Annotated in this window: 16 protein-coding genes and 1 tRNA gene; 5 read left to right on the forward strand and 12 right to left on the reverse strand. The window is 38.8% G+C overall.

Features of this window, described 5'->3' with window-relative positions; all coding sequences use genetic code 11:
* Window positions 1–39: 39 nt before the first annotated feature.
* Window positions 40–1,404, forward strand: coding sequence for an NAD-dependent succinate-semialdehyde dehydrogenase (locus tag ESZ48_RS17900; RefSeq protein ID WP_129018874.1), 1,365 nt, complete (start codon window positions 40–42; stop codon window positions 1,402–1,404).
* A 193-nt stretch (window positions 1,405–1,597) separates the two neighbouring features.
* The gene (locus tag ESZ48_RS17905) at window positions 1,598–2,065 is read left to right on the forward strand and encodes a hypothetical protein (RefSeq protein ID WP_129018875.1); all 468 of its coding nucleotides are present in this window, start codon (window positions 1,598–1,600) and stop codon (window positions 2,063–2,065) included.
* Between the two features lie 24 nt (window positions 2,066–2,089).
* Here ESZ48_RS17905 and ESZ48_RS17910 read toward each other — a convergent pair whose 3' ends face one another.
* The 9 genes from ESZ48_RS17910 to ESZ48_RS17950 all read right to left on the reverse strand — a co-directional run bounded on the left by ESZ48_RS17910 (window position 2,090) and on the right by ESZ48_RS17950 (window position 11,737).
* Window positions 2,090–2,845 carry an endonuclease/exonuclease/phosphatase family protein gene (locus tag ESZ48_RS17910; protein WP_223266502.1) on the reverse strand — a complete coding sequence of 252 codons (756 nt, stop codon included), beginning with the start codon at window positions 2,843–2,845 and terminating at the stop codon, window positions 2,090–2,092.
* A 195-nt stretch (window positions 2,846–3,040) separates the two neighbouring features.
* Entirely contained in the window at window positions 3,041–3,829 is a 789-nt protein-coding gene (locus ESZ48_RS17915) for a glycerophosphodiester phosphodiesterase family protein (protein WP_129018877.1), read from the reverse strand.
* A gap of 170 nt (window positions 3,830–3,999) precedes the next feature.
* Window positions 4,000–5,565 (reverse strand): glycerol-3-phosphate dehydrogenase/oxidase, encoded by a 1,566-nt coding sequence (locus ESZ48_RS17920; protein WP_129018878.1) that lies wholly within the window; start codon window positions 5,563–5,565, stop codon window positions 4,000–4,002.
* 103 nt (window positions 5,566–5,668) lie between these two features.
* The gene (gene scpA / locus ESZ48_RS17925) at window positions 5,669–7,885 is read right to left on the reverse strand and encodes a methylmalonyl-CoA mutase (RefSeq protein ID WP_129018879.1); all 2,217 of its coding nucleotides are present in this window, start codon (window positions 7,883–7,885) and stop codon (window positions 5,669–5,671) included.
* Window positions 7,878–9,248: a methylmalonyl-CoA mutase subunit beta gene (locus ESZ48_RS17930; RefSeq protein WP_129018880.1), complete on the reverse strand. Its 1,371-nt coding sequence runs from the start codon at window positions 9,246–9,248 to the stop codon at window positions 7,878–7,880. The genes scpA and ESZ48_RS17930 overlap by 8 nt, the downstream gene beginning before the upstream one ends.
* On the reverse strand, window positions 9,241–9,519 hold the full coding sequence (locus ESZ48_RS17935) for an FtsB family cell division protein (RefSeq protein ID WP_223266503.1): 279 nt from the start codon (window positions 9,517–9,519) through the stop codon (window positions 9,241–9,243). Before ESZ48_RS17935 ends, ESZ48_RS17930 begins: the two co-directional genes overlap by 8 nt.
* A 46-nt stretch (window positions 9,520–9,565) precedes the next feature.
* A complete protein-coding gene (udk, locus tag ESZ48_RS17940; RefSeq protein WP_129018910.1) occupies window positions 9,566–10,174 on the reverse strand; it encodes a uridine kinase in 609 nt (202 codons plus the stop codon).
* Between the two features lie 49 nt (window positions 10,175–10,223).
* Window positions 10,224–10,631: a c-type cytochrome gene (locus tag ESZ48_RS17945; RefSeq protein WP_190246299.1), complete on the reverse strand. Its 408-nt coding sequence runs from the start codon at window positions 10,629–10,631 to the stop codon at window positions 10,224–10,226.
* A gap of 2 nt (window positions 10,632–10,633) precedes the next feature.
* A complete protein-coding gene (locus ESZ48_RS17950; RefSeq protein WP_129018882.1) occupies window positions 10,634–11,737 on the reverse strand; it encodes a PQQ-dependent sugar dehydrogenase in 1,104 nt (367 codons plus the stop codon).
* Window positions 11,738–11,964: 227 nt separating this feature from the next.
* Between ESZ48_RS17950 and ESZ48_RS17955 the strand changes: the two genes are divergently transcribed.
* The 3 genes from ESZ48_RS17955 to ESZ48_RS17965 all read left to right on the forward strand — a co-directional run bounded on the left by ESZ48_RS17955 (window position 11,965) and on the right by ESZ48_RS17965 (window position 12,646).
* Window positions 11,965–12,228, forward strand: coding sequence for a GIY-YIG nuclease family protein (locus ESZ48_RS17955; protein WP_129018883.1), 264 nt, complete (start codon window positions 11,965–11,967; stop codon window positions 12,226–12,228).
* Window positions 12,229–12,329: 101 nt separating this feature from the next.
* Window positions 12,330–12,578 (forward strand): GIY-YIG nuclease family protein, encoded by a 249-nt coding sequence (locus ESZ48_RS17960; RefSeq protein WP_129018884.1) that lies wholly within the window; start codon window positions 12,330–12,332, stop codon window positions 12,576–12,578.
* A tRNA-Pro gene (locus ESZ48_RS17965) sits at window positions 12,569–12,646 on the forward strand. Before ESZ48_RS17960 ends, ESZ48_RS17965 begins: the two co-directional genes overlap by 10 nt.
* A gap of 248 nt (window positions 12,647–12,894) precedes the next feature.
* On the opposite strand, the gene ESZ48_RS17970 is transcribed toward ESZ48_RS17965, so the two are convergent.
* From ESZ48_RS17970 to ESZ48_RS17980, 3 genes are all read right to left on the reverse strand, one after another.
* On the reverse strand, window positions 12,895–13,770 hold the full coding sequence (locus ESZ48_RS17970) for a class I SAM-dependent methyltransferase (protein ID WP_129018885.1): 876 nt from the start codon (window positions 13,768–13,770) through the stop codon (window positions 12,895–12,897).
* 355 nt (window positions 13,771–14,125) lie between these two features.
* Window positions 14,126–15,133 (reverse strand): OmpA family protein, encoded by a 1,008-nt coding sequence (locus ESZ48_RS17975; RefSeq protein WP_129018886.1) that lies wholly within the window; start codon window positions 15,131–15,133, stop codon window positions 14,126–14,128.
* Window positions 15,134–15,137: 4 nt separating this feature from the next.
* Entirely contained in the window at window positions 15,138–17,438 is a 2,301-nt protein-coding gene (locus ESZ48_RS17980; protein ID WP_129018887.1) for an outer membrane beta-barrel protein, read from the reverse strand.
* Between the last annotated feature and the right edge of the window lie 251 nt (window positions 17,439–17,689).

The raw sequence follows: 17,689 nt of genomic DNA on the forward strand, positions 1-17,689 counted from the left end.
AGGTCATTTATAATGAATTTAACATTAAAAACGTCCATTATGAGCACAATCATTAAAACCGTTAACCCATTCAACAACAAACCTATTAAAGAGTATGAAACCCATACTTCTGAACAGTTAACCCGGATTTTGGAAAACTCCAAAAAAGCATTCCATACATGGCGACAAACGGCCATTAAAGAGCGCTGCAGGCTTTTGATCAACATGGCCCAAATTTTAGAAGATGACAAAGAGGATCTTGCCAAACTCATCACCTTAGAAATGGGCAAACCCCTTGCAGAAAGTCTATCGGAAATTGAAAAATGCGTGACTTTATGCGATTTCTATGCTACCAATGCCGATGATTTTTTAGCAGATGAACTGATTGACACCGATGCCACGGAGAGCTTTATAAGTTATGATCCGCTAGGCATCATCTTAGCCATCATGCCTTGGAACTATCCTTTTTGGCAAGTCCTCCGGTTTGCCATTCCAACCTTGACCGCTGGCAATACGGCCCTTCTAAAACACGCCAGCAATGTTACGGGGTGTGCCTTAGCTATAGAAAAGCTCTTTGAAAGAGCGGGTTATCCTCAAGGGTGCTTTACTACTATTTTAGTCAACCATGACGCGGTTGAAAAACTTATAGCCAACGACCTTATTAAAGCAGTCACATTAACCGGAAGTGAACAGGCTGGCAAAGCCATTGCTTCTACTGCAGGTAAACATTTAAAGAAAACCGTACTGGAATTGGGTGGCAGCAATGCGTGTGTTGTTTTGGATGATGCCGACTTAGATAAATATATGGATACTATTGTCAATGCCAGGATGCAAAATGCCGGACAGAGTTGTATTGCCGCCAAACGATTTATTGTAACTGAAAATATTTATGACGAATTTTTAAAGCGATTCAAAGACAAGGTGGCCGCACTAAAGTTTGGTGACCCCATGAATAATCAGACGACCATTGGAACTTTGGCCAGAGCCGACTTGGCAGATATTTTAAAAAAGCAGATTGATGATTCCGTGGCATTGGGGGCCACCGTAGTATCGGGCAACAAACAAGACCACGCTTTTTTTGAACCGACCATATTAACTGAGATCACTTCGGACATGCCAGTTTTTAAGGAAGAAACCTTTGGTCCTGTTGCTCCCATCATGAAGGTCAAAGATGCCGAAACCGCTTTTAAGGTGGCTTCTGAAACGAGATTTGGTTTGGGCACTATGGTATTTACCCAATCTATTGACACCGCCCAAGGCTATATTGACAGCATAGAAGATGGTGCGTACTTTGTAAATGAGCTGGTAAAATCTGATGCACGTCTGCCCTTTGGTGGCACCAAAGCTTCGGGTTATGGACGAGAGCTTTCAAAAGAAGGCATCCATGAATTTGTCAACCGAAAAACGGTGTTCATAAATCACTAATAGCTTGCTGGAGCAATTCCATAATAATTTATATTTAAATAGGTTTAAGGCTTGATTTCAATACCTTAGACCACTTGTCCAATTAATTATATTGCATCCTCAGGCATCATTTAAGTACAACTTATTTTAGAGAAGTCGTATAATTTTCGTAGATTAGAAAGACAATATTTTTAACCATCAAAATCTGAAACTTATGAAACTTCCACTATTTTTTCTATTGTTGGTCACATTAAGTGCTTGTAACGAAGGCAAAAGCTCAGATACCGTCACTGAACAAGAGGCACAACAAGACCTAGCCCTGAAACTTAATGGCACCTGGGAAATGGTTGGCTATTATAATTATGTCAATAATAAGATTACCGATTCATTTCAACCCAACCTTGGTTATAGGCAAGTAAAAATGTACACCGACCAAAAAGTCATGTGGAGCAAGAATGTTCCTTCAGACTCCTCGGAATGGTTTGGTTATGGAAGCTATAAGCAAGACAACGATGAACTTACCGAAACTTTAGAATACGGCTCAGAAATGATGCGTAGGATTATAGAAGAGAAACATGAATTCAAGTACGAACTCGTGTTAGAGAAAAACAGATTCAGCCAAATTGAAGTGGATGATGAAGGCAATCGTCTTTATTCTGAAAACTACAAACGGATTGAATAACAGAGCATTTTCAGGAATATGATTTTAGTTCAATAGCAAGTCCACGTAAACTGGAAAATGATCGGATGGAAACTTGAAATCTATCGCGCTTGAAAAGGTGGCGTATTTAACGACTTCAAACTGATCAGAAACCATAATATAATCGATGCGCTGGGTTACGGCTTCATTATATTTAAAGGCATTAAACGTGCCCTCAGGACCAAAAATCAGTTTAGCTTTCTCTCGGGAGTCTGAATATTTCGTTTTCAAATGCGTCACCACTTCAGAATCTGGTTCTACATTAAAATCGCCCATAATCAACACTGGAAGATTTTGCGTATTTACCGTTTTAATTTTATTTAAAATGAGTAGCATCCCTTCTCTTTGGGCAGTGGTCCCGACATGGTCCAAATGCGTATTAAACACCCATATTTTCTGACTACTTTCTTTCATTGTAAACAAACCATAAGTACACACCCGTGGGTACGCCGCATCCCAACCTTTGGATACCATATCCGGAGTCTCTGAAAGCCAAAACGTATGGGTTTGTTCAAGCTTAATTTTATTAGTATTATAAAAAATTCCTGAATGTTCCCCTTCTTGGCCGCCATCTCGTCCATTCCCAATAAATTTATAATCTTTTAGAGCTTTTTTTAAATCTTCAACCTGATTGGGTCTTGCCTCTTGCACCCCAAGAATATCGGGTTCAAGGAACAAAACTTGCGAGCTTAAGAACTCTTTTCTGTGTGCCCAAGCGTTTTCATTATCAGATGCTATATCCAAACGCAAGTTATAGGTCATAGCGCTAAGATGTTGACTTTTGGAACTCCCAAAAATCATCAAACAGACTAACAGACAAAAAACTCTTATTATCATAATTAAATTACTTTATATCAATGATGACTCATGACAAATCTCAGTTTTTGAAGGACGTTGAGTTATAATACCGAACTTCAAAAAGCCGTAAATTATCTTATTTCCGAATTATTTAAATTCTCAATTTTTGATGCGCTCAAATAGTAATTCAGGTTCATCGGTCGTGATATAATCGAACCCACTATTCAAAAACCAATCCATATCTTTTTCTTTATTAACCGTCCAAACGTTCAGTTTTAAGTGATGCTCCTTGGCACTTTTAATCCATTCTGGATTTTTTCTAAAAACGTTAGCTGCATAATCCAACCCAGAAATCCCTGCTTCCTTTAAAGCTTCTGGCGACATGGAACCATCTAAGAGTTGCGTTTGGGCATCAGGGTTTATTTCTATGATCTTCTCCAGAATCTCATAACTAAAACTGATATAATAAGACATATAACTTTCAGCTTTTAGCTCGTCCACCAAGGCCATGACATTTTCTGCCATCAGCACATTTCGACCTTCAGTTTTTGAAGACTTAATTTCACAGACCAATCCTGTGTTGGGATTATTCTCCATTCCAGCCAGTAAATAATCTTTTAAAGTAGGTAATAGTTCGCCATTGGATAATTTATGTTTTGACAATTCGGAGTAGGTGTGATTTTCAATAAACAAACCCATGTAGTCAGGATCATGATTGACCACCAAAACATGGTCGGCGGTCATACGCACATCAAATTCCGAACCTGCACAACCTAACGCAATGGCATGTTTTAAAGAGGCTATAGAGTTTTGTGGCAAATTCTCAGCTTTCCATGCCCCTCTGTGGGCAATTACGGGATTATTTGCAATGACACCGCTGCTTTCCATCATAGTCGATTTACATGAATTAAGACTTATAAAGGTCAGAACAAGGATTATCAAGCGCATAATATGATCTTTAAGACTTATAAAAATAAGGGATTTCACAGAACAATCCTTGTTATACTATAGTTTCTTTATTCCTAGGAATATGTTTGCAGTAAATAAAACTGTTTTTATTGCATATAGTTTTATGACCAATCGTTTTTCATTATGAGTTTAAGAAAGCAGAAATTACTTTAAGACAGGATATATTGATTTGCCAATTGGGTTAATTCAGCAATCTGCGACTGTTTCCAAGCGTCATCCTTATTTAGAAATGTCGCGATGAGCTCAGCAACTTCGGGCGCCACTTCTTTTGCTGCATTGGCATCCAAAAACAAGATGCGCACACGTCTTGCCAATACATCTTCTACAGTTCGTGCCATTTCGTTTTTTACTGCCCAGACCACTTCAGCCTTTAAAAACTCCAATCTTGGATGCAGTTTCTCACCTAATTCAGGAGCTGTTTTAATCAATTCTTCAATGGCTTTTTGATCGGTTCCATAAATATAAAGATGATCGGTATCATCCGCAGAACCATCCGCACCATGAATACTTAGGTTTTTTGTCTGGCACTTCTTATACGGTAATTTTTTCAAAGCAATCGCCTTGTTGATGGTATCTTGAGCCATCCGTCGATACGTGGTCCATTTACCACCGGTGATCGTGATCAATTCAGATTTAGAAACAATAACCTTATGACTTCTTGAAATCTCCTTCGTCTTTTCTGATGCATCTTTAGGAGCTGCCAAGGGTCGTAATCCAGCAAATACACTCAACACATCCGCTCGTGAAACACTTTTCTTCAGATAGGAATTTGCAGTTTCCAAAATAAAATCGATTTCACTCTCCAGCGGCTTTGGTTCCAAGCTATGGCTATCCAATACCGTATCTGTAGTTCCAACCACTACTCTATTATGCCACGGCACCAGAAAAAGAACCCTACCATCGGCAGTTTTGGGAATCATGATGGCGTCATTACCTGGCATAAAGCTGCGATCCAACACTAAATGAATCCCCTGACTCGGGCGCACGGTGTTTTTAGCATCCACATTGTCCATTTGTAAAATCTCATCAGTAAACACACCTGTAGCGTTTATGACTACGTTGGCATTGAAAACGTATGATTTATGTGTTTCGTTATCTACCGCACTAAGCCCATTAATTTTGCCGTTGACATCTTTATGTAGTTGGCTTACCTTAAAATGATTTAAAACCGTTGCGCCTTGCTCAATAGCAGTTTGAGCCATATTGACCGCCAGTCGTGCATCATCAAATTGACCGTCATGATAGACAACGCCACCTTTGAGATGTTCTGTTTTAATAGTTGAAAGTCGTGAAGCCGTATCCTTTTTAGAAATCCTGACCGATTTACCAAAACTTAATTTACCAGCCAATACATCGTATATTTTCAAACCAACCGTATATAGGAAAGTATCCCACCAATTATAAGTAGGGATGATAAACGATTGGTTATTTACCAAGTGCGAGGCGTTTTTCAATAGCAATCCTCTTTCATATAAGGCTTCCTTGACCAAGTCGATATTGCCCTGAGCCAAATAGCGCACACCGCCATGAATCAATTTGGTACTTCGGCTGGAGGTTCCCTTAGCGAAATCGGACTGCTCCAAAAGCAGTGTTTTGTAGCCGCGGGAAGCACTATCCAATGCCACTCCCAGACCGGTGGCACCACCACCAATAACAATGACATCCCAGTCCTTATTATCCTCAACCTGTTTCAATAAGGACGCTCTGTCAAACAAATTGTTGTTGTGTTTTTAAAATTGCTGATAAAAAGACTATCAGTAAAAAAGAAAATGATCTGAAATGAAAAAAAATGAATTGTAGCAACCTTTAAAAAGCGCATTAATCCAATAAAATCTCAAGAATCTGAATCGCTGTTTCACTGATTCTCGTACCAGGTCCAAAGATGGCAATCGCACCTGCATCAAATAGATATTGGTAATCTTGTTTAGGAATCACGCCACCAACAATAACCATAATATCATCCCTGCCGTAGTTTTTCAAGGCTTCGATGACCTGTGGCACCAGAGTTTTATGTCCTGCAGCCAAGGAGGAGATACCCAAAATATGGACATCATTTTCCACGGCTTGTTTTGCAGCCTCTTCCGGTGTTTGGAATAACGGACCAATATCCACATCAAAACCGACATCGGCATAACCAGTAGCAACAACTTTAGCGCCTCTGTCATGTCCATCCTGTCCCATTTTTGCAATCATGATACGCGGTCTGCGCCCATCTTGTTCCGCAAATTTATCGGCAAGTTCTCTTGCTTTTTTAAAGGAGCTATCGTCTTTAATTTCTTTACTGTACACGCCTGAAAAGGATTTAATTTGAGCTTTATAACGTCCGAATTCCACTTCAAGAGCATCACTGATCTCTCCCAAAGTAGCGCGTAATCTTGCTGCTTCTACGGCTAGAGCCAATAGATTCTCATTCCGTCGAAGATGGGAATCTTTTGAATCAACCTCCGAGTTTGCATTCGAATTTAAGATGTTTTTTGCCGCTGCCGTTAAATTGGCCAAAGCTTTGGCTACTTTATCGGCATCACGTTCCGTCCTCACACTATTCAACCGCTCTATCTGTGAAAGTCTAACCGTTTGATTGTCGACTTCTAACGTGGTAATCGGATCTTCTTTATCCAACCTGTAATTATTGACCCCAACGATAATATCCTGTCCTGAATCAATCCGCGCCTGTTTTCGGGCGGCAGCTTCTTCAATTCTCAATTTTGGAATGCCCGCTTCAATCGCTTTGGTCATGCCTCCAAGTTCTTCAACTTCTTCAATCAGCTCCCAAGCTTTTTGGGCGATGTCATGGGTCAATTTTTCAACATAGTAACTTCCTGCCCACGGATCGACTGTTTTTGTGATTTTGGTCTCATCCTGTAAGTACAATTGCGTGTTGCGCGCTATTCGTGCTGAAAAGTCCGTTGGCAAAGCAATGGCTTCATCCAAGGCATTGGTATGTAAACTCTGTGTGCCACCAAAAGCCGCCGCAGCTGCTTCAATAGTGGTTCGTGCCACGTTATTAAAAGGATCTTGCTCGGTCAAACTCCACCCTGAAGTTTGACTATGGGTACGTAAAGAAAGCGATTTGTCGTTTTTAGGATTAAACTGTTTCACTATTTTCGCCCAAAGCATTCGGGCCGCACGCATTTTGGCGATTTCCATAAAATGGTTCATGCCAATGGCCCAAAAGAAGGATAGACGTGGGGCAAAGGTATCAATGTCCATGCCCGCTTCAAGTCCGGTTTTGATGTATTGCAAGCCGTCTGCCAGCGTATATGCCAATTCGATATCGGCTGTGGCTCCAGCTTCCTGCATATGGTATCCTGAAATACTGATGCTGTTGAATTTAGGCATGTGTTTGCTGGTATATTCAAAAATATCAGCCACTATTTTCATGGATGGTGTGGGCGGATAGATATAGGTGTTCCGCACCATAAACTCCTTTAATATATCATTCTGAATGGTGCCTTCCAGCTGTTCGGGTTTCACGCCTTGCTCTTCAGCAGCCACAATATAAAATGCCATAATGGGCAATACCGCGCCATTCATGGTCATGGAAACCGACATTTTATCCAAAGGAATTTGATCAAAGAGGATTTTCATATCCTCCACCGAATCGATGGCAACGCCTGCTTTACCAACATCGCCCACCACACGAGGATGATCGGAATCATAGCCTCTATGGGTCGCCAAGTCAAAAGCTACCGATAGTCCCTTTTGACCCGCGGCTAAATTGCGTCGGTAAAACGCATTACTTTCTTCTGCAGTCGAAAACCCAGCGTACTGACGAATGGTCCAAGGTCGGCGCACATACATGGTGGAGTATGGACCACGAAGATTTGGCGCTATTCCAGCGATAAAATTGAGATGCTCTACATTTTTTAAATCCGCTTTGGTATAGGTGGATTTGATTTCAATATCTTCAGCAGTATGGAAAGTTTCAGGTTTCTGGTTTAAAGCTTCAGGTTGGGAATTGTTTACAGATGTTCCTCCGTCATCGGTCTTCGGTCTTCTGGCTAACCTGATATGTTGTAAATTCTTTCTACTCATCTTCCAATCGCTTTTGTTCCATAGCTTCGGCTAAACGCTTTTCAATAATAGGCTCAATTAAGGTTTTTATTGGATTCTTTTTAACGAAAGGATACAGTTCCAATTCATGCTTCATTTTATCATCTGGATTGGGATGTTTGTTGGTGCCCAATAAAATCAATTGGCCTTTATCGAATTGTTCTTGCTCCTTTGCAGCACTTTCCTTAATCTTCTTTTGGATGATCCCTTCTTTGAGTTGATGTAAAAACCCACCGTTCACCTCGATTTCCTTAAATAACTCCAAGGACTTTTCAGCGAGCTGTTGAGTCAGACTTTCTATATAGTAAGCGCCATCTGCAGGGTTGTTGACCTTATCAAAATAACTTTCATGTTTTAAAACCAATAATTGATTTCGCGCAATCCGTTCTCCAAATTCATTGTCTTTATGGTAAATAGCATCGTATGGCAAATTACAGATCATATTGGCGCCGCCTAAAATGGCACTCATACATTCTGTAGTGGTTCGCAACATATTGGTATTATAATCGTAGAGCGTTTTGTTGCGCTTGGTTGGATTTACAAAAATGAAGCACTCGGTGTTAAATCCGTAAGCTTCCGCCAAGGTTGGCCATAATGTTCTTAAAGCACGAAGTTTAGCAATTTCAAAGAAATAATTACTGCCCACTGCAACATTGAAAGTCACTATAAAAGTTTGCTTTTCTTTATCTGAAAGGATAGCGTCAAAATGATTTAAGTATTCATTGACATGCGCTAGTGCATAGGCCAATTGCTGCACCATATTAGCGCCAGCATTTTGATACAGATCCAAATGAACCGTAAAGGCATTTGTGTCTTTTACAATGGCTTCCAACTCAGCGTGGTCTGCTTTCAGATTTTTGAACCAGTTGCCGGTTTTTGTAAGGTTGCCAATAATATCCGATGCAATATGGATGTTGGCCAAATTTGGTGTGAATGCAAATTGATCAATAAACTGTGCAGATAGAAATTGACATTCAAAAAAAATAGGGGTTTTAGTCAAATTGATATTGACCAAAAGATCTTTTACTGCGATGTCTTCAGAAGGCAAAACAAATTTGATGCTTTCTGCACCACGGGCAATGGCATTGACGGCCTTACGATTTGATTTTTCAGTATTGGCCACAAAAATGGTTTGACAGATCTGCCATTCCGTAGCTTTGGTATCAGAAATATTTGGGAGTTTCTGAAATTCGTCAGCATGATAGAAAGGTTTCACATGGATGCCCTCGTCCGTCTTCCAAATCAGCGTTTCATTATAATCGGCGCCTTTTAGATCATATTGAATGAGTTGCTTCCATTGTTTGGAAGACACTTCAGAAAAATCTTCAAACAGCGTTTTACTCATGGTCATTTTGATTTTCTATACTATCCTCATATTCGATAATATAAATTTCTTCATTCTCCTTCTTCATATAATATTTTTCTCGCGCTAAGCGTTCCAGACCCTCTTCCGTGCTCAAGGCCTTGATCCCCTTTTTATCCTTTAGGATCTCCTTTTTATAGTAATCGCGCTCATTTTCCAAAGCGTTCATTTCTGAATTCAATTCGTGATGGATCAAAAAGGAATTGGCGTCAAAAAACAGCATCCATATGGCGAATCCTACAAATATGATCACGTATAGATTTTTAAAGCGATTGATATGTTTACGATTGATTTTCAAGTTATACTAAACGTTGGTTAATAATGGATTTTACGATATCAACCGCCACAGTGTTGTATTTGTTGTTGGGAATGATGATATCTGCATATTCTTTCATAGGCTCAATAAACTGCTGATGCATCGGCTTCAGGGTATTTTTGTAACGTGCCAAAACCTCATCCAAATCCCGTCCACGTTCAGAAATGTCACGTTTTAACCTTCTGATCAAGCGTTCATCACTATCGGCATGCACAAATATCTTGATGTCAAATAGCTTCCGCAATTCTGGATTGGTCAAAATTAAAATGCCTTCCACAATCATTACTTTTCGAGGATGGGTTAGAATGGTATCCCCTGTTCTGTTGTGTTTAAGGAATGAATATACCGGTTGGTGGACATCCTTACCATCACGCAAATCCCTCAAGTGACTTTCCAACAAGTCAAAATCGATGGAACGTGGATGGTCAAAATTAATTTTTTCCCGCTCATCAAAACTTAAATGTGTGGTATCCATATAATAGGAATCTTGCGAAATTACGCCCACTTCACCCTCAGGTAATTCATTTAAAATTTGATTGACCACGGTGGTTTTACCGCATCCTGTACCCCCAGCTATTCCAATAATGAGCATCTCTTGTTTTTTAGATTTCAAGGCAAATTTAACCAAATATAAAGAACTCCTATCGCTCTATTTTGGAAACTTCATCAACGGTTACTATTTTACCATCTGCATTTCCCCAGGAGTTTAAAATATAGTTCATCACATCGGCAACTTCCTCATCATAAAGCCCTAAAGCAGCCATGGCACTATTATATTTCACTCCATTTACCGTAATTTCTCCAGACAGTCCATACTTCACCGCCTTGATGCTTTCTTGACGCTTTTTCATTAAGTAATCAGAATCGGCTAAGGGAGGGTAAACGTCTGGCACGCCTTTACCATTTGGCAAATGGCAACTCATGCAAAAATCGTCATATATAGCAGCACCTCTTGCCATACTCTCCTTGAGTTCAGGCGTTTGTGCCGGAGCAGTATTACAGGAAAAAATAAAAACTAAAAATAGAAGCAATAGGTTCGTTTTTTTCATTCTTATTTAGACAATAGTTTAACAATTCCCAAATTTTCAATACCTACATAAATATAACCATCAGGACCTTGGTTGATGGTTCTTACACGTCCCAAGCCATCTAAGAAACGTTCCTCCTTAACTACTTTTCCGTCTTTTAAAACCACTTTGTCCATATAATTAAATTTCAATGAACCGACTAACAAATCGCCTTTCCATTCCGGATAAATGTCACTGGTTATAAACGCCATCCCACTTGGTGCAATGGAAGGATCCCAATAATGAAGCGGTTGCTCCATACCTTCCTTTTCGGTAATACTTGTAAGTGTTGTACCATCATAGTTGATACCGTAGCTAATGACCGGCCACCCATAATTGGCGCCTTTCTTTACAATATTGATTTCGTCACCTCCTTGAGGGCCGTGTTCGTGCGTCCAAACCTCACCGGTTTCAGGATGCAACACCATACCCTGAGGATTCCGATGCCCGTAAGAATATATAGCTTTTTTGGCATTGGGTTTACTCAAAAACGGATTATCACCTGGAATCGAGCCATCATCATTTAAACGATAGACTTTTCCACCATCTCTGGTGATATCCTGTGGATTTACGTCTCTATCTCCCCGATCTCCAATAGTAAAATAAAGATAACCAGCGTTATCAAAAACGATACGTGAACCAAAATGCTGCCCTTTTGTCGTATTTGGAGTGGCTTTATAAAGTAGTTCTTTATTGGTAAGGGAATTGTTTTCAAATTTAGCGCGCATTAATGCGGTGTTGCCACCATTACCTTCACCTTCAGGAGAAGCGTAAGTAATGTAGAGCCATCCGTTTTCCTCATAATTAGGATGTAATGCAATATCCAACAATCCGCCCTGGCCTCGATTGGATATCTTTGGAAGTCCTTGAACTTCGGTTTTATTACCTTCTTTATAATGAAGCATCTTACCCTCTTTCTCATTGATCAACATGGAGCCGTCGGGTAAAAACACAAAGCCCCAGGGAATGGTTAGGTCCGAAACAACCACTTCATAACCATGGTCATTATTAATGGGATTCTTATCCTGAGCACAGGATATAAAACCAATAAATGCAAATACTACAACAAAATAATTCTTGATTTTCATACAATTAGTCTTTAAAGTCTAAATTTAGAAATAATTATTGTTACTATTTAAAGAAAAGGTATATATTTGCACCTCGATTTTGAGGAATCAAGGTGTTTTGAAATTTTGAAGATAACCAATTCGGGGTGTATCACGCTAAGGCGTGACAAGTCTACCCAGGTTATCGCGTCACGCCCAGGGCGTGAAGGTCGTCACGCTTGAGGCGTGACCACCGAAACTGAAAAACTATGGATTATACGGTTTACATATTGTATAGCCAAAAACGTTCAAGATATTATGTTGGTCAAACAGATAATATCAATGAGAGATTAATAAGACACAATAAGGGCTTAGTAGATTCAACTAAATCAGGTGCACCATGGGAATTGATTTTTACAGAAAAAGTAAACACGAGATCCAATGCACTAATGTTAGAAAAGAAGATAAAAAAACGAGTAGCCAAAAGATATATTGAAGATAACCAATTCGGGGTGTATCACGCTAAGGCGTGACAAGTCTCACCCGGTCTGCCAAGCCGAAGGCATGGTTATCGCGCCGCGTTTGGGACGCGGAGGTCGTCACGCTTGGGGCGTGACCACCCAAACAGTAAATTATGGATTATACGGTTTACATATTGTATAGCCAAAAACGTTCAAGATATTATGTTGGCCAAACCGACAATATCGAAAAAAGATTGATACGACACAATAAGGGCTTAGTAGATTCAACTAAATCAGGTGCACCATGGGAATTGATTTTTACAGAAAAAGTAAACACGAGATCCAATGCACTAATGTTAGAAAAGAAGATAAAAAAACGAGGAGCCAAAAGATATATTGAAGATAACCAATTCGGGGTGTAGCGTAGCCCGGTTATCGCGCCGCGTTTGGGACGCGGAGGTCGCAGGTTCGAATCCTGCCACCCCGACCAGTAAAAGCCTACAAAATCATAGATTTTGTAGGCTTTTTTCATTTGTGGCGTTGCCAACGCAGTTGAGCATAAGTTAACAAATGAAAAAAGCCGTGAAAACCGCCCTTCGCGGTTTTAGGCTTTGATGAGCAACGACTCCATTATAAGGATCAATGAAGATAATCCTGCCACCCCGACCATAAAAAGCCTAATAAATTAAAAATTTATTAGGCTTTTTACATTTGTGGCGTTGCCAATGCTAGTTATTCCTAATTTTCTGCACCTATAAAGGTTAGATTATACCAATCTTCAGGTGAAGGTCTTCTGGACAAGTGCCATATTTTAAAATATGCATTCGTAAAGATCTTTTCATAATTATGTGAAAACGAACGCTCATATCCATAAACTTGGAAATTAGGATTTAAAGCAAAGTTATGATGGACATCATTGGGTTCAATGGCGACGAAGATGGTTGCCCCTAATTTATTAATTTCAGCTAAAAATACTTGAAGTTGCAACTCCGTAAAATATTCCAAAACCCCTCCGGAAGTTATAAAAATAGTGTGGCTTTGTCCATATTGTCTGACCCATTCAATTGCATCACCTGCCACAAAATTTAGTGAAGAATGTGTTTTGTATTTCTCCCGATTAAGATCCATTTGGGGTCCACTGAGATCTAAACCAATAAACTTTTCTATATTTGGAAACTTTTTACTGAGATAGTGTAATACACTCCCGTTACCGGTGCCAATTTCTACCATGGTATGAAACGGCACTGTTGAATTCAAAAGTTTCTGCTCTAGTTCGTCAAATATAAATGTCCAATTGGGTATAAATACATTTTCAAAGGCATCTTTGGTTTTTATAAAAAGTTCGGTGCCCTTATTGGTCCAATAATTTTTATGCAATTTGACCAAGCCATTATAATCTTGGTTCTTTTCAAGTTTTTTAAGAATCGCATTTCTCATCAGACGTTCCGGGATACTCATGGTATTCTTAAACACTATTGTCATTCCGCCTTCAGATAGTTCTATCGCTCTTTTAGGTCTAAGAAGCACCAACAAATGTCCAGAGGTTTCAGTAATCACAGTTCCAAAAGGCCCGTTGACAAATTGATATACAGCAGATTGTATTTTCTTTTTCATAAGGTTTTTCGGAATTAAGTAGGTCTAATTCGCTAATTTTTATTCTCGACCAAAGGTAATTCTAATTTTAGAGGCATGTTGTTTAACTGAAGTAAGTTTTTAGTTAAATGTTTATCTGTTATTTTAATTTTCCTGTTCTAACATCCTAATTCTAAATTTATGAACTCTGCATTGGAATGTTTTTGGACAGGAACATAAGGTATGGTATCTCTGCTGATCAACATCAGAAATGACATAATTTGTAAATCTTGTTATGTAAGGTTATGAGTTTCCAAAAACTTAAATTCCACGCCTATTTTTGCACTATGATAGTAAAACAGTACAAGGTATTTTGAATTGCGATTAATAATAATTTTTATCTCACAATAATAGACATATCCACACGACGTGCATGCTGTTCTGAGGACAATTTATCTTCTCCTCTAAAAGAGACAATGATTCGACTGGCGTCTATTCTATTATTGATAAAAGCTTGTTCGACAGCTTCTGCTCTACGCATAGAAAGTTGTTTATTATAATTCGCCTTTCCTACGGTGCTTGCCCATCCTTCTAGCATCACTTTTGCCTCAGGAAATTGATTTAAAATCTGGGTCAAATCTTGAATGTATGGAAAATAATCGGCTCGCAACGTTTCTGAATTGTTGTCGAAATAAACTTGTTGTTTGAAATACGACTTGATTTCGCCGGAATCTTCGGCTTTAGTCAATTTATCAGCAGCAATCATTTTTGATTCTAAACAATCCATCTGACGTCTTACATCGTTCAGCCTGCCTTTCATATCAGTAAGGCTATCTCCAAAAGAATTTTCCTTTTGAAAACTCGCTTTATACGCTTCAACACTTTTTAAAGAATCAATTTGATATTGTAACTCTTTAATCTTTGTGTTGTTCGAAGGTATGATGGTTGCTGTACTTCTATCATTTGACGGATAAATCGCACTAGGGGCTGCATTACTCGGCATGATAATCGTCGAATTATCTCTACTCCTGGACGGTAACGCATTGTTACCATAACTTAGATTGTCGATTCTTTGGTTCAAATAACGTAATTCACTTAGGATTTGCTGATTCGAAATTTGATCATAACCACCAGATTGTATTCCTTGACGCTCTTGTTCCGTACGCCGTTCGTATTTTAATCTTAGATCTGCTAAATCTTGTTTCCGCTGTCTCGTTTCTCTTTCTTTAAGTTGCGCACGTCTCGCATCTGCTATCGTGCTTAAAAATGAGCTCAGTTCCGCTTCTGTCATTACAATAATACTTTTATCAGCAGTCTTTTCGCTTTGGGCGAAAAGACTCACTGAAAATAATATACATACAGAAAGAACAATCGTTTTCAATTTATGTGTATTTAACTGTAACATCTTTTTAAAATTTTAATTTATAGCCAACAGATATTCTGTGTATATCGACAAAATTGTGAGCGGTGTAATCTGCAAACAATTTGCCACCAAATACATTAAAAGAAGTCCCTAACACCAAGTTAGGACTAAACGTACTTTTTCCGACAGCATCATTATATCCAAGTCCTAGTCCTGCATAAGGTTCTAAAATAATACCTGCATCTACTTTGAAAGGAATCACGACATTGGCGTTTATTCCAAATCCCGTATTTTTACCTGGAGCCAAGTATAGGTCTGGCATAAATTTAAATGGCGAATTAGTAAAGGCATAGTTGCCTCTTATACCAATAATCATTGACACATCATCAGCTATAACAACACCTGTAAAGACCGACATACCTTCATTTACGACCCAGCCAGTTGCAACACCTGTATCTTCAGGTTCAGATTGCACGATCGTATTACCATCTTGATCTGTTACCACTTTAGTCTCTGATGGACGTACCATCTGTGGTGCAGGCGCGGTGGTCTGTTGACCTGGTGCAATTATTAAAGTTTTGTCCTGATTTTGATTTTGATTCTGCAAATTATCACCCAGATTATTGATTCTGTCTGTGTTTCTATCGATTTTTCTATCGAGCTCATTTAATTTGTCCAGAATTTTTTGGGAAGCGTCTTCTTGACGCGCTGGCGTAAGATTTTCTCTATATACTCCTGTGTTTATCTCGAGTAACAAGCGTTCTAGACGATCCATTCTATCCTCAATGGTTTGTGGCTTACGTGATTCTTCATCAACACCTTGAATCACTTTTTCAATCAAATCTTCAAGTTCTTTTGGAGTCATTTCAACTCTCGATCCTTTTACTTCTTTTTCAGTTTTCTTAGGCGTAGTTATTGGTTCTTGACGACCGTCCTGTTCGCGTTCTAAAGCTTTTTTCTCTTCGATGATCGCTACTGCCTTCTTGGTATCATTATTTTTATAGGCGTCAGAAAGTTCAGATTCAAGCTCATCAATTCGGTCTTGATATAGCTGTGTTCTATCCTCTACTCTGTCATCAATTTCATCTTGTAAAATTCGATCGGTATTACTACCTGTTTTACCTAATTGAAAACGGATCCCCGCAGTGTACATTGTATGTTGTTTTAACTCACTTGGAGCAATCGTATTTTCCAAATCATTGTTTGCACGATCGGATGTAAATAACAAACTTGCATCTCCATATAATTCAACATTTCGGGCAACAGGAATATTTAAACCTAAACCACCTTTTGCAAAATAGCCAGAAGAGGCACCCATAAGCTCATCTTTTCCAATATAGCTTCCTTTATAGGCGTTTAAATAACCTCCACCAACTGTTAGGTAAGGCACCAAACCTCGAGAAACATTCAGTTTTGCAATAAATTCACCACCATACATGGCTAAATCGTCCCAGTCAGTAGATATCTTCTCATTATTGGTAGCTTGATAGTAGAAACCTCTAATACCTACATATTGATTCAGATCAAAACCAATTTTTCCTCCCAGAAAATAAGAATCTGACAGATTGGAATCATTATCAAAATTAACATAAGCTCCACCTGGTTCTAAAATTAATTTGAAACCACCTAATCCTCCAGAAAACTTTCTGTAATAAGCTCTGTCCAATGCACTAAACTCTTCTGGACTTCGGCCGCCTAGATACAGTTGTAATCCAGCCAATACTGACCAGTTGTACATTCTAGTGTTGTTGTTGTCATTCAACCAACCTTCAATAGTGCTTTGATCTTGCCCCTCCTGGTATAGCACAGAAGATGGATTCATATTAAAGACCGTATTTTTAGCCTCTAAATTCAAGAATAACCTATTGCCTAACTTAATCTGGGTCCCTAAACCTATGTTAGCATAAATCTGTTCTGATTTTTGCACGTTTGTAGGTGCACCCACTGCAGCAATATCTACTTTCAGTTTTTGTACCCCAGCACCAAGTGTTAAATAAGGAACAAATGTACCGCGTGTAGGAATATTGGCTTTAAACTCGCCACCTATTCGTTCCACGTCTACTTTTCTTGTGTTAAAATTATTTACGAAATCATCTGAAAAAATATCAAAACCTTCAACTGTATTATTAAGGTCGTTAGATATTTCGTAAACTCCTCTTAATTCAATGGCTTCTCCAAATCCGAAGCCCACTCTCCCTCCAAACATCACGCCATCTTCGATGGCGGTATTTTTGTCAAACCAGTTATAGCTGGCAGTAGGTTGTAAGGTTACTGTCACATCTTTCATCTGGGCGTGTACATTAGTTCCCAAAAGTGCTAAAACACAATAAGTAATTATTTTCTTCATGTCATTATTTTTTTAATTATTATTTTAATAAGGTCAATTCAATTAAAATCTTTCAATGGTTTGAAAGCTTCAAAAGATTCCATTATATTATTTTATTGTTTATACTTTAGTCCGGATAAGCGTTACATATCTCTTAACAAATGCCTTTAATCTCTACCCAAACAAATTATTTGAAAGACTTAAGTGATTTCAAGAAACCAACTAAAATCCTCCACTTGGATAATTTCTCAAAGAACTTATTATAGCTAAAA

The organism is Gelidibacter gilvus (genome assembly GCF_004115975.1).
GTDB classification, from domain to species: Bacteria; Bacteroidota; Bacteroidia; order Flavobacteriales; family Flavobacteriaceae; genus Gelidibacter; species Gelidibacter gilvus.